This window comes from Actinokineospora iranica (assembly GCF_900101685.1).
Taxonomy (GTDB): domain Bacteria; phylum Actinomycetota; class Actinomycetes; order Mycobacteriales; family Pseudonocardiaceae; genus Actinokineospora; species Actinokineospora iranica.
Genome location: NZ_FMZZ01000015.1, coordinates 1 through 20,530, shown reverse-complemented (window position 1 = coordinate 20,530; position 20,530 = coordinate 1). Strand labels below are relative to the sequence as shown.

General features: G+C 70.5%; 20 protein-coding genes. 8 read left to right on the top strand and 12 right to left on the bottom strand.

Translation table 11 applies throughout. The annotated features are described in order from the left end of the window. Nucleotides 1–166 precede the first annotated feature (166 nt). The 3 genes from BLS56_RS24720 to metH are packed head-to-tail and all read right to left on the bottom strand — an operon-like array spanning nt 167 to nt 5,057. A complete protein-coding gene (locus BLS56_RS24720; RefSeq protein WP_091455471.1) occupies nt 167–922 on the bottom strand; it encodes an ArsR/SmtB family transcription factor in 756 nt (251 codons plus the stop codon). A 35-nt stretch (nt 923–957) separates the two neighbouring features. After that, complete coding sequence (locus tag BLS56_RS24715; protein ID WP_139190974.1) at nt 958–1,401, bottom strand: hypothetical protein; 444 nt, start codon at nt 1,399–1,401, stop codon at nt 958–960. A gap of 38 nt (nt 1,402–1,439) precedes the next feature. Continuing rightward, a complete protein-coding gene (metH, locus tag BLS56_RS24710; RefSeq protein WP_091455740.1) occupies nt 1,440–5,057 on the bottom strand; it encodes a methionine synthase in 3,618 nt (1,205 codons plus the stop codon). 324 nt (nt 5,058–5,381) lie between these two features. On the opposite strand from metH, the gene BLS56_RS32525 reads away from it, so the two are divergent. From BLS56_RS32525 to BLS56_RS24700, 3 genes are all read left to right on the top strand, one after another. Continuing rightward, entirely contained in the window at nt 5,382–5,930 is a 549-nt protein-coding gene (locus BLS56_RS32525) for an AAA family ATPase (protein ID WP_228771898.1), read from the top strand. A 70-nt stretch (nt 5,931–6,000) separates the two neighbouring features. Continuing rightward, nucleotides 6,001–6,630 (top strand): AAA family ATPase, encoded by a 630-nt coding sequence (locus BLS56_RS32520; RefSeq protein ID WP_228771897.1) that lies wholly within the window; start codon nt 6,001–6,003, stop codon nt 6,628–6,630. 145 nt (nt 6,631–6,775) lie between these two features. Further along, nucleotides 6,776–7,144: an RloB family protein gene (locus tag BLS56_RS24700; RefSeq protein ID WP_091455467.1), complete on the top strand. Its 369-nt coding sequence runs from the start codon at nt 6,776–6,778 to the stop codon at nt 7,142–7,144. On the opposite strand, the gene BLS56_RS24695 is transcribed toward BLS56_RS24700, so the two are convergent. After that, a complete protein-coding gene (locus BLS56_RS24695; RefSeq protein WP_139190973.1) occupies nt 7,128–7,931 on the bottom strand; it encodes a hypothetical protein in 804 nt (267 codons plus the stop codon). The two genes, BLS56_RS24700 and BLS56_RS24695, sit on opposite strands and share 17 nt — an antisense overlap. Nucleotides 7,932–8,049: 118 nt before the next feature. On the opposite strand from BLS56_RS24695, the gene BLS56_RS24690 reads away from it, so the two are divergent. Further along, nucleotides 8,050–8,724 carry a DUF998 domain-containing protein gene (locus tag BLS56_RS24690; protein ID WP_091455463.1) on the top strand — a complete coding sequence of 225 codons (675 nt, stop codon included), beginning with the start codon at nt 8,050–8,052 and terminating at the stop codon, nt 8,722–8,724. Nucleotides 8,725–8,766: 42 nt separating this feature from the next. Here the strand turns inward: BLS56_RS24690 and BLS56_RS31770 are convergent, their stop codons facing one another. After that, nucleotides 8,767–8,913, bottom strand: coding sequence for a hypothetical protein (locus BLS56_RS31770; protein ID WP_175483032.1), 147 nt, complete (start codon nt 8,911–8,913; stop codon nt 8,767–8,769). Between the two features lie 116 nt (nt 8,914–9,029). Here BLS56_RS31770 and BLS56_RS24685 point away from each other — a divergent pair, with 116 nt between their 5' ends. Continuing rightward, nucleotides 9,030–10,877, top strand: coding sequence for a hypothetical protein (locus BLS56_RS24685; RefSeq protein ID WP_091455460.1), 1,848 nt, complete (start codon nt 9,030–9,032; stop codon nt 10,875–10,877). Nucleotides 10,878–10,883: 6 nt separating this feature from the next. Here BLS56_RS24685 and BLS56_RS24680 read toward each other — a convergent pair whose 3' ends face one another. From BLS56_RS24680 to BLS56_RS24670, 3 genes are read right to left on the bottom strand one after another with little or no spacing between them, the layout of a single operon-like run. Then, nucleotides 10,884–11,840 carry a magnesium transporter CorA family protein gene (locus tag BLS56_RS24680; RefSeq protein WP_091455457.1) on the bottom strand — a complete coding sequence of 319 codons (957 nt, stop codon included), beginning with the start codon at nt 11,838–11,840 and terminating at the stop codon, nt 10,884–10,886. After that, on the bottom strand, nt 11,837–12,862 hold the full coding sequence (locus BLS56_RS24675; RefSeq protein WP_091455454.1) for a type III polyketide synthase: 1,026 nt from the start codon (nt 12,860–12,862) through the stop codon (nt 11,837–11,839). The genes BLS56_RS24680 and BLS56_RS24675 overlap by 4 nt, the downstream gene beginning before the upstream one ends. Before the next feature lie 4 nt (nt 12,863–12,866). Then, nucleotides 12,867–13,553, bottom strand: coding sequence for a class I SAM-dependent methyltransferase (locus BLS56_RS24670; protein ID WP_091455451.1), 687 nt, complete (start codon nt 13,551–13,553; stop codon nt 12,867–12,869). Nucleotides 13,554–13,942: 389 nt separating this feature from the next. On the opposite strand from BLS56_RS24670, the gene BLS56_RS24665 reads away from it, so the two are divergent. Continuing rightward, nucleotides 13,943–14,695, top strand: a complete 753-nt coding sequence (locus BLS56_RS24665) for a UbiA family prenyltransferase (RefSeq protein WP_228771896.1) — start codon at nt 13,943–13,945, stop codon at nt 14,693–14,695. A gap of 51 nt (nt 14,696–14,746) precedes the next feature. Here the strand turns inward: BLS56_RS24665 and BLS56_RS24660 are convergent, their stop codons facing one another. Further along, the gene (locus BLS56_RS24660) at nt 14,747–15,592 is read right to left on the bottom strand and encodes an aldo/keto reductase (RefSeq protein ID WP_091455450.1); all 846 of its coding nucleotides are present in this window, start codon (nt 15,590–15,592) and stop codon (nt 14,747–14,749) included. 121 nt (nt 15,593–15,713) lie between these two features. Here BLS56_RS24660 and BLS56_RS24655 point away from each other — a divergent pair, with 121 nt between their 5' ends. Then, nucleotides 15,714–16,016, top strand: a complete 303-nt coding sequence (locus BLS56_RS24655; RefSeq protein ID WP_091455447.1) for a hypothetical protein — start codon at nt 15,714–15,716, stop codon at nt 16,014–16,016. Between the two features lies 1 nt (nt 16,017). Here the strand turns inward: BLS56_RS24655 and BLS56_RS24650 are convergent, their stop codons facing one another. The 3 genes from BLS56_RS24650 to BLS56_RS24640 all read right to left on the bottom strand — a co-directional run bounded on the left by BLS56_RS24650 (nt 16,018) and on the right by BLS56_RS24640 (nt 19,505). Further along, complete coding sequence (locus tag BLS56_RS24650; protein WP_091455444.1) at nt 16,018–16,401, bottom strand: hypothetical protein; 384 nt, start codon at nt 16,399–16,401, stop codon at nt 16,018–16,020. Then, a complete protein-coding gene (locus tag BLS56_RS24645) occupies nt 16,398–19,130 on the bottom strand; it encodes an FtsK/SpoIIIE domain-containing protein (protein ID WP_091455441.1) in 2,733 nt (910 codons plus the stop codon). Before BLS56_RS24645 ends, BLS56_RS24650 begins: the two co-directional genes overlap by 4 nt. A 117-nt stretch (nt 19,131–19,247) precedes the next feature. After that, nucleotides 19,248–19,505 (bottom strand): hypothetical protein, encoded by a 258-nt coding sequence (locus BLS56_RS24640; RefSeq protein WP_091455439.1) that lies wholly within the window; start codon nt 19,503–19,505, stop codon nt 19,248–19,250. A gap of 212 nt (nt 19,506–19,717) precedes the next feature. On the opposite strand from BLS56_RS24640, the gene BLS56_RS24635 reads away from it, so the two are divergent. After that, on the top strand, nt 19,718–20,530 hold an 813-nt coding region (locus BLS56_RS24635; RefSeq protein WP_175483031.1), incomplete at its 3' end, for a diaminopimelate decarboxylase family protein.

The window sequence follows — 20,530 nt, the reverse complement described above, 5'->3', positions numbered from 1 at the left end:
GCATGGAGCGCGCCGACTCCTGACAACCGGCTAACGCCCGCCAAGTGCTCGGCAGGAGCGGGGCAGGGCACCCGCCCTCCTGTCAGCCGCTCCACCCCATCGAGCAGGCCACCGAGAGCCCCCGGGAAACCCCATCAAGCAGGCCCCGATCAGCCCCGAGGCAACCTCACACAGGCATGGCCCAGGGCGCCTCAGGCAGCACATGCCCAGTCTCCAGCAACGACTTCAGGTTCGACAGCACAGCGGGCCACCCCTGCCCCACTGCCTGCCGCTCGCTCTCATCCGCAAGATCGACATGCGTCACCGTCAACCGGACAATATCCCCATAAGGCTCGATATCGAACGAGACCCGCGAGGGTTCGCCAGCGCCACTGGGGTCCGCCCAGGTGGTCACCAGCCGTCGAGGAGCGGAGCTCTCCACCACCCGTCCGACCACATCAACGCCCCCGTCCAGCCGCTGATGCTCCCAGCCGGACCCGACCTCCCAGTCCGACACATTCCGGTGATCCCAGTACAACCTGGTCAACTCGGGATCGGTCAACGCCTGCCAGACCTTCTCCGGCGTGCTCTCGATATAGATCACATACACAAACGTCGGCTTACCCGTCATGGCATCTTCCGCTCGTCGTTTGACCGCACTCAGCGCGCTCAGGCGCGGGCGCTCGAACTTCTCGATCCACCGCTCCTGAATCTCGTGCAGGGGAACAGGATTGAGGTAGTGCAGCTTCTCTCGCCCCCGCCGCGCTGTGCTGACCAGGTTCGCCGCCTCCAGCACTGTCAGATGCTGGGCAACGGACTGCCGCGCCATCTCGACCCGTGCGCACAGTTCGCTCAGTGTCTGTCCGTTGCGCTCGCGCAGGACGTCGAGCAGGAACCGGCGAGTGGGGTCGGCCAGCGCCTTGAAGACCGCGTCGGGGTGCACGCGTCACTTTAGGCAGGCAAATGCCTGCATGTCAATCAGGCGGGTTCGCGACCGGTGACCGACCGGGCGATGTCGACCCACCGCGGCTCCTGCCCAAGCTGGAACCGGGGTGTGTGCACGGCGAAGCCCACCACCGGCCGCGCCTCGGTGAAGTGGAACTCCAGGCCGTAAACGCCCGGTAGGACCTCGGCCACCTCAGCGGCTGGGAACCGCCGCGTCCCCCACGGGTTGACCACGGCCACCTGGCCGTCGGCAAGCTCGACCCGGGATCGGAACGCGGCCCAGGCTAAGAGCACCAGAACGGCGTACAGCGCCACGCTCAGCACCTGCTCGGACAGCGGCACGCCGTCGCTTCCGTCGCCGTCGAGCAGCAGCGGCCGGAGCACTGAGGGCAGCGTCAACAGGGGCACGGCGACCGCGATCAGCCGAACCCACCACCGCACCCGCCACACCCGCCGGACCGATCGAGGCGTCTCCATCGGGGGATTCTCACACGAGTCGGGCCCGATGTCGCCGGTCAATCCGGGTCGTAGGCGAGATTGGGCCGCAGCCACCGTTCCACTTCGGACTGGGCCATCCCTCGGCGCGCCGAATAGTCCTCGATCTGGTCGCGGCCCACCCGGCCCACGGTGAAGTACCGCGACGCCGGGTGCGCGAACAGCAGGCCGCTGACGCTGGCCGCAGGGGTCATCGCGAACGACTCGGTCAGGCCCATGTCGAGCTGCTTGGCCTCCAGCAGGTCGAACAGGAGTTCCTTCTCGCTGTGGTCCGGGCTGGCCGGGTAGCCCAGCGCCGGGCGGATGCCGCGGAAGCGCTCGGCGTGCAGGTCCTCGATCGCCGGGTCGGCGTCCGGCTCGAACCAGGCGCGCCGGGCGTCGAGGTGGATGTGCTCGGCGAACGCCTCGGCGAGCCGGTCGGCGAGGGCCTTGACCATGATCGCCTTGTAGTCGTCCTGCTTGGCCTCGTAGGCCGCGGCCAACTCTTCCGCGCCGTGGATGGCCACCGCGAAACCGCCGAGGTGGTCGCCTTCCGGGGCGATGTAGTCGGCCAGGCACCGGTTGGTCCGGCCCTCGGGCTTCTGCGTCTGCTGGCGCAGCATCGGGAACCGCACGCCGTTGTCGAGCACGATGTCGTCGCCCTCGGCGTGCGCGGGCCAGAACCCGTACGCGCCGCGCGCCTCGAACGACGAGTCGGCGATGATCTGGTCGAGCAGCGCGTTCGCGTCGTCGAACAGCTCGCGGGCCACCGGCTGCTCCAGGATCGCCGGGTACTTGCCCTTGAGTTCCCAGGCCAGGAACAGGAACTGCCAGTCGATCATCTCGCGCAGCGCGGTCAGGTCCGGCTTGACCAGGCGGATGCCGGTGAAGTCGGGAGTCGGCAGGTCGTCGAACGACACCCGCTCCCGGTTCGCGCGGGCCTGCTCCAGGGTCAGCAGCGGCTGCCGGGTCTTGGCCTCGTGCTGCTCGCGCAGCCGCTGCTGCTCGACCCGGTTGCTCGCCGCCAGCGTCTCGGCCCGATCGGTGTCGAGCAGGTCGGAGACGACGCCGACGACCCGGGACGCGTCGAGCACGTGGACCGTCGCGCCGTCGTAGGCCGGGGCGACCCGGACCGCGGTGTGCTGGCGGGAGGTGGTGGCGCCGCCGATCAGCAGCGGCAGCGACATGCCGCGCCGCTGCATCTCCCTGGCCACCGCGACCATCTCGTCCAGCGACGGCGTGATCAGACCGGACAGGCCGACGGCGTCGGCGCCCTCGGCGATCGCGGTGTCGAGGATGACCGATGCGGGCACCATCACGCCCAGGTCGACGACCTCGTAGTTGTTGCAGCCCAAGACGACGCCGACGATGTTCTTGCCGATGTCGTGCACGTCGCCCTTGACCGTGGCGAGCACGACTTTCCCTTGCCCGCGCACGGTTTCCGCGCGGCCGTCGAGGCGCGCCTGCTCCTTCTCTGCCTCCATGAACGGCTCGAGGTAGGCGACCGAGCGCTTCATGACGCGCGCGCTCTTGACCACCTGCGGCAGGAACATCTTGCCCGAGCCGAACAGGTCGCCCACGACCTTCATGCCGTCCATGAGCGGGCCCTCGATGACGTCGAGGGGCCGGGCGGCCTCCTTGCGCGCTTCCTCGGTGTCTTCCTCGATGAAGTCCACGATGCCGTGCACCAGCGCGTAGGACAGGCGCTCGGCCACCGGCGCGTCGCGCCAGGCCAGGTCGACGACCCGGCGGGTGCCCGAACCGCTCACCGTCTCGGCGAAGGACACCAGCCGGTCGGTCGCGTCCGGACGCCGGTCGAAGATCACGTCCTCGACCAGTTCGAGCAGGTCGGCCGGGATGTCGGCGTAGACCGCGAGCTGGCCCGCGTTGACGATGCCCATGTCCAGCCCGGCGCGCACCGCGTGCAGCAGGAACGCCGAGTGCATGGCCTCGCGCACGACGTCGTTGCCGCGGAAGGAGAACGACAGGTTGGAGATGCCGCCGCTGGTGCGCGCGCCCGGACAGCGCTGCTTGATCAGCGGCAGCGCGTCGATGAACGCCTTCGCGTAGCCGTTGTGCTCGGCGATGCCGGTGGCCACGGCCAGCACGTTCGGGTCGAAGACGATGTCCTCGGGCGGGAACCCGACCTGCTGGGTGAGCAGGTCGTACGCGCGCCCGCAGATGGACACCTTGCGCTCGGTCGTCTCGGCCTGGCCCTGCTCGTCGAAGGCCATGACGACCACGCCCGCGCCGTAGTCGCGGATGCGCCGGGCCTGTTCGAGGAAGGACTCTTCGCCTTCCTTGAGGCTGATCGAGTTGACCACGCCCTTGCCCTGCACGCACTTGAGCCCGGCTTCCAGCACGCTCCACCGCGAGCTGTCGACCATGATCGGGATGCGGGCGACCTCGGGCTCGGTCGCGATCAGGTTGAGGAACGTGGTCATGGCGCGCTCGCTGTCGAGCAGGTCGGCGTCCATGTTCACGTCCAGCAGGTTCGCCCCGCCGCGCACCTGCTCCAGCGCCACGTCGACCGCGCCCTGGTGGTCGTCGGCCTCGATCAGGCGGCGGAACCGCGCCGAGCCGGTCACGTTGGTGCGCTCGCCGATCATGACGAACCCGGTGTCCGGCCCGATCGCGAACGGCTCCAGGCCGCTGAACCGGGTCTTCGCGGACGGCGTGGGCACCGCGCGCGGCGCGACGCCCTTGGCGGCCTCGGCGATCCGGGCGATGTGCGCGGGCGTGGTGCCGCAGCAGCCGCCGACGATGTTGACCATGCCCGCGGCGGCGAAGTCGCCGAGCAGCGCCCCGGTCTCCTCGGGCGTCTGGTCGTAGCCGCCGAACGCGTTGGGCAGCCCCGCGTTGGGGTGGCTGGCGGTGTAGGTGCCCGCGAACCGGGCCAGGTCGGCGATGTGCGGGCGCATCTCCGTGGCGCCCAGCGCGCAGTTCACCCCGACCACCAGCGGGTCGGCGTGCTCGATGGAACTCCAGAACGCCTCGACGGTCTGCCCCGACAGCGTGCGCCCGCTCAGGTCCACGATCGTCACCGAGATCCACAGCGGCAGTTCCGGCGCGACCTCCCGCGCCGCCGCGATCGCCGCCTTCGCGTTGAGCGTGTCGAAGATCGTCTCGACCAGCAGGATGTCCACCCCGCCCTCGGCGAGCGCGGCGATCTGCTCGGCGTAGGTGGCCTTCACCTGGTCGAACGTCACCGCCCGGTACGCCGGGTCCTCCACCCGCGGCGACAGCGACAGGGTCACGTTGAGCGGCCCGATCGACCCGGCGACGAACTTCCCGCCCGCCTCGTCCGCGGCCTGGCGGGCCAGCTGGGCGCCGCGCACGTTCATCTCGTGGACCAGCGACTCCAGCCCGTAGTCGGCCTGCCCGATGCTGGTCGCGGTGAACGTGTTCGTCGTGGTGATGTCCGCGCCCGCCGCCAGATACTGCCGGTGCACGTCGAGAATGACGTCCGGGCGGGTGAGGTTGAGCAGGTCGGGGTCACCGGTCACATCACGCGGGTGATCGCCGATCCGGTCGCCCCGGTAGTCGGCCGGAGTGAGCCCGGCCCCCTGCAGCATCGTGCCCCAGGCCCCGTCGAGCACCGCGATCCGCCGGTCCAGAAGCTCCCGCAGGGCCGCGGTCCTGCTGCCTGCCTCTGTCACCACGCGCACACCTCCGTTGTCCGGAGGCGCCCTTGTCGTCCACAACCCTGGCCGAGCGTGGCGGACCATGGGCCCGTCGCAGCGCCTCTCGACCTGGACCTTGAGCCTACCGGACCACGCGCCGCCCGTTCGAGACGCTCACGCGCTGGAAGAATCACACAACGCGACTGTCAGACCGGGCGGCGATCACGAACTGTTCCCCGGTGCACGGACACCGTCTCATCCGCTCTCGCTGTCACCTGAGTGTCGACACGTGGCCAAGTTCGTCGGTTTCCGACGAGATCAGGGCCATGATGGCGCCATGGGCGCGAGTCGGAGCGTGCGGTGCTGATCAGGTTCGAGGTCGTGAACTTCCGTTCGATCCTCGATCCCGTCGAGCTGTCCATGGTCGCCGTCGACAGCGACCGCCCCGAGGCCCGCCCGGCCCCCGACATCGGCGAGAGCCTGCTGTCGGTCGCGGCGATCTTCGGCCCCAACGCGTCCGGCAAGTCCAACGTCGTCGCCGCGTTCGACTGGCTGCGGGTCGCCGTGCTGGAGTCGCTGCGCGTCTGGGACGAGGAAATTCCGGTCGAGCCGTTCGCTTTCCTCGACGGCCGCGACCGCCCGACGCAGTTCACCGTCGAGGCGATCGTCTCCGGTGTCCGGTTCGAGTATGTTCTGGAGCTTGATCGGCGGACGGTCCACTACGAGGGTCTGTTCCACTACCCGGAAAAGAAACGGCGTCGGATCTTCGAGCGCGAAGAGGGCGGGTTCAAGCTGCAACGTGGTCTGGGCAACCTGTCCGGCACACGTGAACTGCTGACCGCTCGCACTTTGGCGTTGTCAGTCGCGGCGCGCTTCGATGAACCACTGGTCTCGGGGTTTCGTTCGTGACCTACGCCTCACCCAGACTGTCGGTCTTGGGTCACTCTTCCGGACGCGGATGTTGCCTGGATACACCCGCTTGACCAGCCGCTGGTTCGATGAATCTGGTGATCGAGACCAGTTGACGCTGCCGGGGATCGAAGAACTCTATGGGGCCGCGCGGAACGACAGAGCGCAGGCCTTGGCCTTGCTGCAAATGGCGGATCTCGGCATTGACGACGTCGTGATCGACCAAGAGAAGCGAAACAGAGTGAGCCTTGTCCACAGAAGCGCCAATGAGAGAGTGCTGCTCGACTTTGCCGCTGAGTCGGAAGGCACACGCACCTGGTTCAAACTCATTGGCCCTGTGCTGACGGCGCTCAAACACGGGTCTCTGCTGCTGTTCGACGAGCTTGCCGCCAGCCTGCACCCCACCCTGTCCTCGCAGTTGATTCGCCTGTTCCAGGACCCGGCGACCAACCCGCGCGGCGCTCAACTCGTCTTCACCTCCCATGACACCAGCCTGCTCAACCACCTCAACCGCGACGAGGTCTGGCTGACCGAGAAGACCGAGGACGGCGCGACCCGACTGGGCGCGTTGGCCGATTTCGCCGGTGAGCGGGTGCGGAAGTCGCAGAATCTGGAGAAGGCGTACCTGCACGGCCGGTTCGGCGCGCTTCCCGATGTGGACCGAACCGACGTCCTCCGGGCTCTCGGGCTGATCGGCTGACGCCGGATGGCACCGAGGCGCACTAGGTCGAAGGGCCTCAGGCGGAGCACCGCGAGCAGGCCGGAACGCAAGACGATTGTGGTTTTCTGTGAAGGTGAGGCGTCGGAGCCGGACTACATCAACGGGTTGAGGCGAGTGCTGGTGCGTGTTCGACGTCGAATGGCCGCAAAACCATCCGAACCTCGACCAGGCGATGCGGTTGGCCCGCGAGCATGACATCAAACTGGCGGTGTCGAACCCCTGTTTCGAGTTGTGGCTGATCCTCCACCACGCGGACCAGTCGGCTTTTCTGGACACCAAGGCGGCCGAACGGAGAAGCCGCGAACTCGACGGGCGGGCAGGTAAGCGGATCGATGCCGCCGCGTACCTGCCCCATCGGCAAGCGGCGTCGAAGCGGGCTTCCGTGCCTGCGGAGCGGCACGCGCGTGATCAGACGGCGTTTCCCCACGACAACCCGTCGTCCACCATGGGTGACCTGCTTGCGGCGATCGAGCCGGTCAGTGGCCGGGGATGAGTCTGCGGGGGCCGATGAGGGCGGCGGCGCCGGTCAGGAGGTAGCCGACGGACGGGGTGAAGGCCCCGATGCTCAGGTCGCTGAAGGCGGTGGCGTCGACCAGGTCCATGACGGCGGTCAGGTGGATTCCGGACAGGGCGAGCAGGATGACGCCCGCGACGCGGCGGAAGGTGCTGACGGCGAGTTTGAGGGCGAGCGCCACGAGCACGACGGCGATCAGGGCACCCGCCGCGAGGATGATTTCCGCGGTGGTGAAGCTCATCGGCTCGGGGGAGCCGAACAGGCCGGTCAACGGGCCCAGGCCGTAGCGCAGCACCAGGTAACCCAGGCCGAGCAGCATCAGGCCGCCCCACACCACCTTCATCGCGACCGACTCCAGCACGGCGGCGAAGGCGAGGACGACGCCCAGGGCGATCAGCGGGTAGCTGAACAGCACGACGTACCAGTCGCCGAAGCCCTGGGAGTCGCCGTCGGTCAGGCTTTTCCACAGGGTGGGGAGGGAGACGTCGTCGCTCGCGGCGCGGGCTGCCCAGGGGAGGACGGTCAGGCTCAGCAGCTGGATCAGGGAGCCCACGGTCGCCAGCACCAGGCCCAGGCCGGGGACGTGGCGGGGAAACCGTTGCGGGGTAACGGGTTCGCGTGAAGGCTGGCGGTATTCGGGTTGGCGGTACTGGGGTTGCCCGTACGGCTGGTGACCGCGGGCGGGCGGGCGCGCGGGTTGGCTGTAGGGGTCGTAAGCAGGCCGCGGGGGCTGGTCGCCGTACGGGTCGTGCGGAGGAGTCGCCACGCTGGCACGGTACCCGTTGCGCCGTTGGAGTGCGGCCTGCCGCCAGGGGTTATGTTTCTCCCGGCCCACGCCGATAGATCATGCAGCGGCTTCGAGTTTCGAGGGACCGGAGGCGGCCATGACCGCGACGAACATCCCCCCACCAGAATCCCCACAAGACACGCTTGTCCACTCGTACCTGTTCCTGCGCCGGGCGATCGGCCTGGTCGGCCTGGCGCTGCCGGTGGTGCTCATCGTCGGCAAGGAGTTGGTCCAGGGCGGCGGACTGCTCAACTCGATCAGTGGTTACTACTACAGCGACATGCGCGACGTCTACGTCGGAAGCCTGTGCGCGATCGGCGTTTTCCTGTTGTCCTACCGAGGTTACGACTGGCTCGACGACGTCGCCGCCAACGTGGCGGGGGTCGCGGCGATCGGCGTCGCGCTGTTCCCGACCACGCCCGCGGGTGATCCCAGCGCGGCGGACAAGGCCATCGGGGTCGCGCACATCGTGTTCGCGGCCGTGTTCTTCCTGACGCTGGCGTACTTCTGCCTGGTGCTGTTCCGCAAGTCGGACAAGGCCCGGCCGACGCGCCGCAAGGTCCAGCGCAACCAGGTGTACCTGGTGGCCGGGCTCGTCATCCTGGTCTGCCTGGCGGGCATCGTGGTCGCCGGGCGGTTCCTGGACGACTCGCTGCATCCGGTGCTTTGGCTGGAATCAGGGGCGACACTCGCGTTCGGTTTCGCCTGGCTGACCAAGGGCGAGGCCATCCTCGGCGATTTGTCGCCGGTCGCGGTGGTCGCCGAAGCCTGAGCAGGCCCACGTCGGGGGCGGGCCGCGCGGCCCGCCCCCGAGTCATGTCCGGGGTGTCTGCTCGTCCTCGTCGGCCACCGGACCCTGCCTGCGGGCGAGGACGATCAGCAAGACGATGATCGCCACCGGACCCGCGACGAGCGCCATCTCGTCCCAGCCGCCGTTGTGCATCATCACCACCGGCGCCATCGGCGCTCCTCCTCCCGCCCCGCGACCCCCCTTGCCGTGGCCGCCGTCACTCCCTAAAGTGTAACCACAGGTAACAGTTACTTGGGGTCGCAGACTTGTCAAGGAGGGCGGTCATCGTGGACACCGCTGCGCAGAGCCCGCCCGCAGGCGGGGCCGAGGTCGGCCAGATCGTCATCGCGGCCCTGATGTTCCTGTTGGTCTTCCTGCCGCTGGCGGTGTTCGCGATCCGCGAGCGGGCGGGCAGGCCGACGGCGCTCGGGCGGCTCGCCGCCTGGGCCGCCGCCCGCGTCGAGCTGCCCCGCTGGGCGGCCCTGCCGATGGCCGTGGCGTTCCTCTCCGGCGTCTCCGCGCTCGTCGGCGTCTACTGGGACGTGCCGATCCACATGGAACTCGGCCGCGACGAGGGCCCGCTCGCCAACCCGTCGCACTACCCGATCTATTTCGGACTGATGGGCATCTTCGCCAGCGGCGTGCTCAGCGCCGCGCTGGCCAAGGGAAAGCTGCCCGCCCGCACCTTCGCGATCGGCCCGCACTGGCGCGCCCCGATGGGCGCGATCGCGATGATGGCCACCGGCGCGATCGGCATCGCGGGCTTCCCGCTGGACGACGTGTGGCACCGGCTCTTCGGCCAGGACGTCACCGAGTGGGGCCCGACGCACGTGCTGATGATCGGCGGCGGGGTCGGCGTGGTGATCGGCTTGCAGCTGCTGCTCGCCGAGGCCCGCCAGGTCGGCGCGTCCGGCCCGGTGGCGCGGCTGCTCGGCCCGGTGCTCGCGGGCGCCTGGATGATGGGCGCGTCGGCGTTCCTGATGGAGTTCGACCTGGGCGTGCCGCAGTTCCCGATGCTCGCGCAGGTGGTGCTGGTCGGGCTGATCGGCACCTGGACGCTGCTCTACGGGCGGCTCGCCTGGGGGCCCGGCGGCACCCTGATCGTGGTCGCCGTGCTGCTGGTGAGCCGGGCGGCGTTCTCGGTGCTGCCGCTGGCCGACGACCTGCACGTGGCCGTCCCGCTGCCCTATGTCGCCGAGGCCGTGGTGATCGAGGTCGTCGCCCTGGTGACGCGTCGGCGCGGATACGGCTTCGCCGTGGCGGCGGGCGCCGGCGCGGGCACGGTAGGGCTGCTGGGGGAGTGGGCGCTGTCCCAGTGGCTGATGCCCGACCCGTGGCCCGCCGCGCATCTGGGAACGTTCCTGCTGTTCGGCGCGGCGGCGGCCGTCGCGGGCGCGCTGATCGGGACCTGGCAGCACCAGCGGGTCGAAGACGTCGCGGGCATCGGGCACGGCACAGCCAGGGGCGACAGCGGACCGCGCGGGTTCGCCGCCCGGCACGGCGCGGGCCTGGTGGGCGCGCTGGGCGCGGTCGCCCTGATGGCCGCCGTCGTCGTGCCCGCCGATCCGCCCGCGGGCTTCACCGCCGACTTCCGCCTCACCGACGCGCCAGTGGGGCAGCCGATCTCCAACCCGCACGGCGGCGGCGACCCGCGCTGGGTGCACGCCACCGTCACGATCAACCGCGCCGATCTCACCGAGGACCCGATCTGGCTCAACGGCTTCGCCTGGCAGGGCGGCGACTTCTACTCCACGCCGCTGGAGAAGACCGGCGCGGGGGAGTACCGCACGACCGAGCCGCTGCCGGTGTTCGGGCAGTGGAAGTCCGGCATCCGGCTGCACGCCGCGAACCGGCTGCTGGCGCTGGCCCCGATCTACGCGCCGGAAGACCCGGCCGCCGACGCCGAGGCCATCCCGGCGGTCTCCGGCGTCCGCGAGTTCATGTCGGAAATCGACTTCCTGCAACGGGAACGCAAGTCCGACACCCCCGCGGCGCTGTGGACGGCGGGCTACCTCGTTGTCGGCGTGCTGTTCGCGGCCATGTGGGCCCTGTTCGCCTGGCTCTACGCAGCGGCGGCAGGGGGCAGGCCCACGACTCCGCGACGCCGGAAGGCGGGCGCGTCGGCCAACCCGTGACCGGGCTCAGAGCCAGTCCTTGCGCTTGAACATGGCGTAGAGACCGACCGACAGCCCGACGATCACGGCCGTGGACACCCAGAACCCCCACGGCCGCTCCGACCCCGGATACGGCACGTTCTGCCCGTAGAACCCGGTGACCGCGGTCGGGATCGCGATGATCGCCGCCCAGCCGGTCACCTTCTTCATGATCAGGTCGAGCCGGTTGCCCTGGATGTTGAGCTGGGTCTCCCGCAGCGTCGTCACATGCTCGCGCAGGGAGTCCGTCCACTCGGCGGCGTGCGCGGCGTGGTCGCGGACGTCGGCGAAATACGGCTCCAATTCGGCGTCGACCAGGTCCCGGTTCCTCGGCAGCCCGGTCAGCACCTCGCGCGTCGGCAGCACGACGCGGCGCAGGCCGGACAGGCCGCGCCGCAGCCGCACCACGTGCCGCTGCACCTCGCGCATGTCCGCGCTGTCGTCGAAGATCTGGTCCTCCAGGTCGTCGAGCAGCTCGTCCAGCGCGGACACCGCGCCGAGGTGCCGGTCGACCACGGCGTCGAGCAGGCCGTGCAGCAGCACGCCGACCCGGTCCGCGGACAGGCTCGACTCGTCCCAGGCGCGGGTCACCTCGGTCATGTCGAACCCGTCGCCCACGGTGACCAGGGCGCGCTCGGTCACGAAGACCGCGAGCTCGGAGGTCGTCATGGCCCCCGAGGCGTCGATCTCGGTGTCGTAGACGGTGAGGAACAGGTGGGACCGGTAGGTGTCCAGCTTCGGGCGCTGCCCGCGGTCGCGGGCGTCCTCGACCGCGAGTTCGTGCAGGCCGAGCTGGTCGCCGACGGTGGTCAGGGCGTCCTCGTCGCCGGACTTCAAGTCGACCCAGACCACCGCGCCCGGAGCGGCCAGGTGCGCGGACAACTCGGTCAGCGGGAAGTCGGCGGCGGTGACGGCGCCGTCGCGGTAACAGCGGGTCTCGCTCATGCTGTCCCGCGCAGCAGCACCGTGTAGAGGGTCAGCCCCGGGCCGAAGGCCAGCGCCACCACCAGCTCACCCGGCCGCGCCGACAGCTCGCGCAGGACCAGCAGCACCGTCGCCGACGAGCAGTTCCCGTGCGCGGCGAGCACAGCCCGCGACGGCTCCAGGGCGGCGGCGGGCAGGTCCAGCGCGGCCTGCACGGTGTCCAGGATGCGGGGCCCGCCCGGGTGCACCGCCCACCCGGCCACGTCGCCGATCTCCGCGCCGTGCCGGGCGAGCAGCTTCTCCACGGCGGGCCGCACGGACGCGGCGAACACCTCGGGCACCCGCGCGGACAGTCCCATCCGGAAGCCCTGGTCGGTGACGGTCCAGGTCATCAGCTCCCGGCTGTCGGCCTCGGTGTGCGCGGCGACGTCGACCACCGCCCAGCCCGGCCCGGACGGCCGCACGACCACCGCGGCCGCGGCGTCGCTGAACAGCGAGTGCGCCACCATCTGCTCGGGGTCTTTCGACGGCGGCTGCACATGCAGCGAGGTCAGCTCCACGCACACCAGCGCGGCGGGCTGCCCGCTGGCGGCCACGAAGTCCGACACCGAGCGCAACCCGGGAAGCGCCGCGTGGCAGCCCATATGCCCGATGACCAGCCGCTGCGTGTCCGCGGGCAGGTCCAGCGCCGCGGCCAGCCCGATGTCGAGTCCCGGGGTCCCGTAACCGGTGCACGAGACGACGGTCAGCAGCCCCAGCTCATCGGCGGCCATCCCCGCGTCGGCCAACGCGTTCGTCAACGCCCGCACCGCCAACGGCGGCGCCTCCTCGGCGAACCGCGCCATCCGCTCGCCGGTCGACCACCCCGACACGTCCTCGGCCACCGGGTCGACCACGGAGTTCCTGCTGCGCACCCCCGCCCCCGCGAACACCCGCCGGGCAAGCGCGCTGTCACCGAAGTGCCGCCGAAAGTACTGCTCCCACAGGACGTCCTGGCCCACCGACCGGGGCAGCGCGACGCCGATCCCGGTCACGACCGACACGACATCAACTCTCCTTCATGCCGACACCCTGAAACAGGACAGCGGTCGTCGGGACGGTCACCATCCGCACCGCCGGGCGCACCCGCAGCACCCACCCGGCCAAGTCTGTCAACGACGGCCGGATTCCGCGCAACCGCACTGTCACCCCCTGCCGCGCGCACTCCCGGACCAACTCCTCCCGATTGACCAGCAGGCTGGGCACATGCAGCCCACGCGGCACCTGCGGCAGCCGCTCGGCGATGTCGATGGCCAGCCACTTGCACAACGCCGTGTCGGCCAGCGTGTCCAACACCAACAGCCCACCCGGCCGCAAGATCCCACAGGCCTGCGCGACCGCCCGGCCCAGGTCCGGGACGTGTTCCAGGATCTCGCCCAGCACCACGACGTCCGCGCACTCCGGTCGGAGGGGGACAGCGAGCACGTCGCCCCGGATCGCCGCTACCCCATGCTTCGCGGCCAACCGGGGGCCTTGGGTGGAGAGATCCACTCCGACGTGCAGGTATCCCTTGCCCTCGATGTGCGGGGCGAGCAGTCCCGCGCCGCAGCCGAGGTCCGCCAGGACGGCTCCGGTTCGCTGTGCGGATGGGATGAGTCGGGCTCGGGCGGCCGCCAGCCAGTGCAACATCGCGAACGCTCCACGCGGTTGCCACCATTGGGTGGCCAGATCGTCGTAGAGGGCCGGGTCGGTCATGATCAGAGGCTGGCACAGGCTCGTATGTTCTGCTTGCTGTGTGGGGTGGCTGACTTCTGCGGGCGGCTGGGTTGCGGGGGTTGCTCGATGGGCCCATCGAGCACTTTGCGGGCGCAGGTTCTGTCTGGCAGGGAGGCTGGTGTCCTTGCTGCTCCACCCCATCGAGCACCTGGCAGGGGTGGTGTGGCCTGGCAGGGGGCGGATTGGCTCGTGGTCACCTTGGCCGGTGGCGGGGTTGGAAGGCATGGCAGTCGGTTCGCTGAGTGAGGGCACGACCGGGGCTGTGGTGATCAGCCAGGTGGGGTGATGTGCGCGAGACTTCGTGAGTGTTGTTGTCGTTGGTGCGGGCGTCTCATCCGGAACCTGTCGTCGGGGTCACTGTGGCTGTGGTGGGGCTGGGGGCCGCGTTGGGGCAGGTGGGGTGGTGGTTGGTCGCGTTGGGGGCGGCTGTGCTGACCGGACAGTTGTCAGTGGGGTGGCTCAACGATCTCGTGGACGCGGATCGGGACGCTCGGGTGGGGCGGGGTAGGAAGCCGGTGGCCGCCGGGGAAGTGGCGGCGTCGGCCGTGTGGGTGGCGGTGGTGGCGGCCGCGGTCGGGACTGTCGTGCTGTCGTTGGGGTTCGGGGCGGTCGCGGGGGCGGCGCACATCTTGGCGGTGGTGGTGGCGTGGGCGTACAACCTGCGGCTGAAAGCGACGGTGTTCTCCGTGGTCCCGTACGCGGTGTCGTTCGGGCTCCTGGTCGCCTTCGTCACCCTTGGGCTGCCTGGCCCCTACCCCCCGCCGTGGTGGATGGTCGCGACAGCCAGCCTGCTCGGATGCGCGGCGCACTTCGCCAACGTGCTCCCCGACTTCGACGACGACCGAGCCACCGGAGTCCACGGCCTACCACACCGACTCGGCGCGGCAGGCTCACGAGTCGCGGCGGCAGTCCTGGTGCTCGCGGCGTCGGCCACTCTGGTGGCAGGCCTACCTACGGAAGCGGTGCCCCTGGGCGTAGCCGCACTCGCGGTGGCCGGAGCAGTCACAGCGGTCGGCCTCATCAGGGGACAACGGCCACGCTCACGGGCCGCGTTCCACGCCATGCTCGTCGTAGCAGTGCTGGACGTCGCGGTCCTGATCGCAGCGAATCTTCCCGGGTAACCCCAGCGACTCTGCCAACCCACCCAACCCAGCCCCAGCCAGAAGCCAGCCTCAGCCCAACCGAGCCAACTCCGCAGGAGTCAGCACCAGATCCCCAGCCGCAGCGGAGTCGCGGATGCTCTCCGGACGCGACGACCCCGGGATCGGAATCACCACCGGCGCCTTCGCCAGGTGCCATGCCAGGCAGACCCGCTGCGGACTCACCCCGCGCTCCCTGCCGATCTCGGCGAACGCCGCGAACCGGTTGCCCAGGTCTCCAGCCCGCCCGATGCCGCCCAACGGGCTCCACGGCAGGAACGCGATCCCCAGTTCCGCGCACAGCTCCAATTCCGGCTCGCTGCTGCGAAACAGCGGAGAGAACTCGTTCTGCACCGACGCCAGTCGTCCGCCCAGGACGGACTGTGCCTCGCGGATCTGCCCGGGGTCGAAGTTGGACACCCCCGCCATCTGGATTTTGCCCTCGTCCAGCAAGTCGGCCAGCGCGCCGACCGATTCGGCGATCGGGACCGCCGGGTCGGGGCGGTGGAACTGGTAGAGCCCGATGGCTTCGACGCCGAGTCGGCGTAGGGACGCGTCGCAAGCTGCTCGTAGGTACTCCGGCCTGCCGTCGAGGCCCCAGCCGCCGCCTGCTGGGCGGGTGTGGCCGCCCTTGGTGGCAACGAGGACATCGGCGGGAGCGCCGCGCAGCGCCTCGGCGATCAGCTCCTCGTTGTGTCCGAGGTCGTCCGCGCCGAGCGCGTAGCCGTCGGCGGTGTCGATCAGGGTGATTCCGGCGTCCACGGCGGCCCGCACCGTCGCGATCGCGCGGGCGCGGTCGGGCCTGCCCTCGATGGACAGCGGCATGGCGCCGAGCCCGATGGCGCTGACCTTGACGGTTCCCAGTCGACGTGTCCGCATGAACCCATCCTTGCACCGTCGGCGGGCGGCGAGGCTTCACTCAGCCGAGTGGCAAGGGTGGCTCCGCGGCCTGGGCGGGGTTGTGATGGGAGCGACGACAATCCACTGAAGGAGATTTCCCATGCGTCGCATAGCCATCACGGTCGCTGTCGCGTCAGCCGTTGTCCTGTTGTCGGCTCCCGGCGTGGCCGCCGCCCCCGGCGTGGTTCGCCTGTACTCGCCGGATGGGCAGATCAAGACCGTGCAGGACCCGAGACCGTTGGTCTGCTACCGGGGATTCGGAGCGGACACCGCCGTGGTCAACCGCACCTCGGCGACCATTTTCCTGTTCCCGGACCCGGGTTGCCGCACCGACATCCACGACCCCGTGGAACCCGGCGACACCAAGTTCTCCACCGCGGCGGCTTTCATGACCCACGAATAGGTCACAGCCGCTTGGGCCAGGCCGCGCGCCGCAGGGCGGCGTAGAACGCCTTGGTGGCGGGCTCGATCTCGGCCAGGTACTCCCGCAGCAGTTCCGGGCGGGCGGACACGTCGGGCGCGGGGCGCGGGCCGGGAGTGATCCACCTGAGGGTGTCCAGCCGGTCGACCACGCCCCGCCACCAGGCGTTGATCTCGCCGGTGACCTGCGCCTCGGCCTCGGTGGCCGCGGTGACCCGCTGGTTGGCCTCGCGGATCTCGGCCACCAGGTCGATGGCGCGTTTGCGCTCGTGCTCGGTGTGCTTGCGCGCGGCCTTGTGCGCCGCGTCGAGCAGTTCCTTGTACCGGGCGACCGGATCGGTCACCGGGTTGCCAGCCGGGATGCTCATGACGCCTCCAACGCCGCCGAGGTGTCGAACGGGATCAGGATCTCGGGCTTGCTGTGCGTGGACCGGTCGAAGAACACCGCCCGGTGCGGGCGCGGCGACCAGTCCACGAACTGCCCGGCCGCCAGCGTGCTCAGGTCGGCGCCCTGCACGTCCAGGGCCACCCACGCGCCGATGTCGTCGGCGCCGCTGAAACCGAGGGTGTCCTTGAGCCTGCTGATTCCGCGCCACCAGCCGAAGGTGTGGATGCGCGCGGACGGGCCGTTCTTGAGCAGCGAGCGCAGGCGGTCCAGGCCGCTGATCATCAGCGGCGGCTGCTTGTGCTCCAGCCACTGGTGGGCGGCGTCCACGGCGTAGAAGAACACGTACCTGGGCTTGTCGGTCTGCTGCTCGGTCAGCGTGGCGATGACCTCGGCGAGCTTGCCCGCGTCCTCCCCGCTGCGGAACTCCACCTTGTGCTTGGCCCTGAGCAGCGCCTGTTTCACCCGGGCCACATGCTCGGCCATCGCCTCGACGGGACACCACAGGTGGAACTCGCACGTCTCCGGCACGTGCGAGCGGGCAAGCGACAGCACCGCAGTGTCCATGATGGACAAGGCGTCGGCGGTCGCGGTGCCGATGACGGCGACGTTGCGGCCCGGCACCGGGTCCAGCCGCAGGGTCGCCGACCGGTCGTCCACGTCGATGATCTGCCCCAGGATCGGGCCTTTCCGCGCCGTGAAGTCGGCCGCACCCGTCAGGTCCGGCTGGTGCGCGCCGTCGAACAGCCGGGGCGCGGCCGTGTTCGTGTCCTGCCACAGCCGGTGCTGCAACGCGTCGAACGTGCCGCGGCTGGACGCGTCCGGGACGTGCGCGGTCTCGTTCCCGTGCGGCACACCAGAATCGTGGTTGAGCACCGCGTGCCACCTGGGCAGGCTCAGCGCCGCGGTGTTCTCCGTGGACAGCACCCGTTTCGCCTTGGGCATGGCGATGCGCAGCGTGCACTGGTCATACACCGCGGGCTTGCCCCAGAACGCCTCGATGCCCGCGATGTCCTGGCTGGCCAGCACCAGGTGGATGCCCTGGGACCGGCCGCGCCTGGCCACGTCCTCCAGCAGCGTCGCGGCCTGCTGGGTGATCTGGTCGCGGCCGACGAACAGCGCCTGGAACTCGTCGATCACCGCGACGATGCGCGGCCAGTCCCGGTCCGGCTCGGCGTCGCGCAGCTCGGCGAGCTTGGTGACCTCCTGCCGCTTCGCCGCCTCCGCGCGCCGGGCCAGCTCCTGGGCCAGGTAGCGCAGCAGCGCCAGCCCGAACTCGCGGTCGGTGTTGACGTTCACTCCGACCAGCTTCGCCTGTGGCAGCCAGCTCGGGTCCTTGCGGCCGGGGGTGAGCCCGGCGAAGGACACGCCCTCCTTGAAGTCGAGCAGGTACAGCTCCAGCTCCGACGGCGGGTAGCGGGCCGCGAAACCGCCGAGCATGGCGTAGAGGAAGTTCGTCTTGCCAGACCCGCTCGGGCCCGCGACCAGCGCGTGCGGGGTCGCGTCGCCGAGCACGACCTCCACCGGGTCGCCCTCGTCGAACCCGACCGGGGTGCGCAGCTCGTCGCGGGAGCTCTCCTGGCCCAGCACCTCGGGCAGCAGGTCCGCGAACGACCGCGGCCGCCCGCGCCGGGCCACCACGTCGTCGCGGATCAGCGCGGCCGCCCGACCCACGATCGCGGGCGGCGCGGGCGGGTCGGCCCGCACCACGACGCCGGGGCCGGTCATGCTGGAGGTCGCGGTCTCCGCGTCGACAAAGGTCACCGTCTCCATCGGGCTGTTCGCCGACACCGGGACGTCGACCAGGATCAGGTGCACCCCGGCGTCCGGTCCGGTCCGGGCGACCCGGTTGAGCTCGCGGTACTGCTCGTCGTCCATCCGCTCGCCGTTGCCGAACAGCACCGCCACCCGCCACGGCTCGACGCGCCTGCCCGCGGCCACGCACACCTCGCGCAGCGACGTGCGGTTCACCCGCATCGCGTTGGCGTGCACCTTGCGGATGTGGCCCGCCAGGTGCGCCAGCAGGTCGTCGAGCCGGGTCGGGTCGTGCACGACCATCAGGCCCGCCGCGGTGAGCGGGTGCAGGTTGGGCAGCGGGCCGGTCAGGTGGCCGATGTCCCACAGGTGCAGCCGGACCATCCCGGGGGCGAAGGTGCTCAGCATCCGCAGCAGCACGGTCTCCACGATGGCGTCCACCGCGGCGCGGCTGCCCGGCGCGGAGTTGAGCCGCAGGTGCGCGGCGTCGAGCAGCGGCACCGCCAGCGGGAACCCGTGCTCGGGCCCGGCGTGCGCGACCTGGGCCGTGCCGATCCGCCACAGCCGGGGCGCCGCGACGCCCGGGTCGTCCCCGAGCCGCCCCAGCCACTCCTCCCACGGCCTGCCCGCTGGTCCGGTGGCCTCGGCGGCGACCAGGTCGCGGACCGCGCCGAGACCGTCGCGGTGCCACTCGGCGTAGCTGGTGTCGCGGTCGGCGGTGATCTTCGCCCACACCGCGGCCAGCGCCGGGTCCGACAGCCGCTCCAGGATGTCCTCGTCCCGGCTGGCCTGGGCCAGCCCGATGCGCTGGACGGACTGCTCGAACTCCAGCTGCCGCTTGAGCGCCTCGGCGCGCTCGCGTTCGCCCGCCGCAGCGCCCAGTGCCCGGTTGAGCACCGCCCGCAACTGGTGCAGGGCCTGCTCGGCGCGGTTCCTGCGCTCGCCTCTACCCAGCATCGGGGGCCTCATCGGTTAGTCGGTGGCCGCTCCCGCGCTGGGCGGGCGACGGCGGGGACAGCACGCGTGAACCGGTGTCCGGCACGCGGCGCGGCGTGTCGGAGAGTCCCGGTCCGGTCAAAGCCGCGCCGCGTAGTCCTCGGCGGAGATGATGCTCGCCCTGATGGCGGACTGGGCGGCGGCCAGGCCCTGCAGCGCCTCGGCGAGCAGCCCCTGCGACTCGGCCACGCTCGGGTGGCCGCTGCCCTGGGTGACGGTCGCCAACGCGCTGTGCGCCTCGTCGAGCTGCATCGACGCCTCGACGATGGCCGCGATGCCCGCCTGCGCCTTCTCGGTGGCCACCGCGATTCCGGCACGGACCTCTCGTACACCCATGTCTTCACAAGATAGTGCTGATGATCGCGGTCGGCCGAACCGGGTCGCGCGCCGTACCCCGATCGTGTTCCACGACCGGGTGATGGCGGCCACTCAGGTGTCCATATGGCGTCCAAATGGCCGCGCCCGCTGTCAAGACCGCGTCAGGGACCGGCTCCCACCGCCGCCCACGAGAGTCTGCTGAACGCGTGATTCTGCCTAGGGGAGGACTTGTGACACTCACCGAACTCGTGCCGACGCTGCGCCGGTCGCATCCGATCGCGCTACCCAGCGGCCTATGGCCTGCGTCGGCGACCCCCACTGACGACGGCGACGTCCAGCTTGGCGGCGTGCCCGCCACCGAGGTGGCGGCCCGGTTCGGCACGCCAGCGCAGGTGCTGGACCTCAGCGAGGTGCGCAGGCGCGTCGGCCTGCTGCGCAGGGCCCTGCCGGAGGCAGAGATCGCCTTCGCGGGCAAGGCGCTGCTCTGCAAGGGGCTGCTCAAGGCGCTCGCCGCCGAGGGCCTGTCCCTGGACGTGTGCTCGGCAGGCGAGATCGCCGTCGCCCGCGCCGCCGGTTTCCCGGCCGAGCGGATCATCCTGCACGGCAACGCGAAGACCCCGGAAGACCTCAAGGCGGCGCTGACCTACGGCGTCGGCCGCATCGTCCTGGACTCGCCGGAAGAGGCCGCCCAGCTCGCGGGCCTGGTGACCCACGCCCAGCAGGTGCTGCTGCGCGTCACCCCCGGCGTCGACGCCCGCACCCACAAGGCCATCACCACCGGCACCGAGGGCCAGAAGTTCGGCGTCGCGCTCGCCGACGCCGAGGACGCCATCGGCGCGATCCTGACCCAGCCGCGGCTGCACCTGGTCGGCCTGCACTGCCACATCGGCTCCCAGGTGTCCGGGGTGGACGCCTACGAGGAATCCGCCCGGCGGATGGTCCGGCTGGTGGCCCGGGTCCGCGCCCGCTACGGCCTCACCCTGACCCAACTCGACCTCGGCGGCGGCTTCGCCATCCCCTACACCGAGAACGACGAGGAGTTC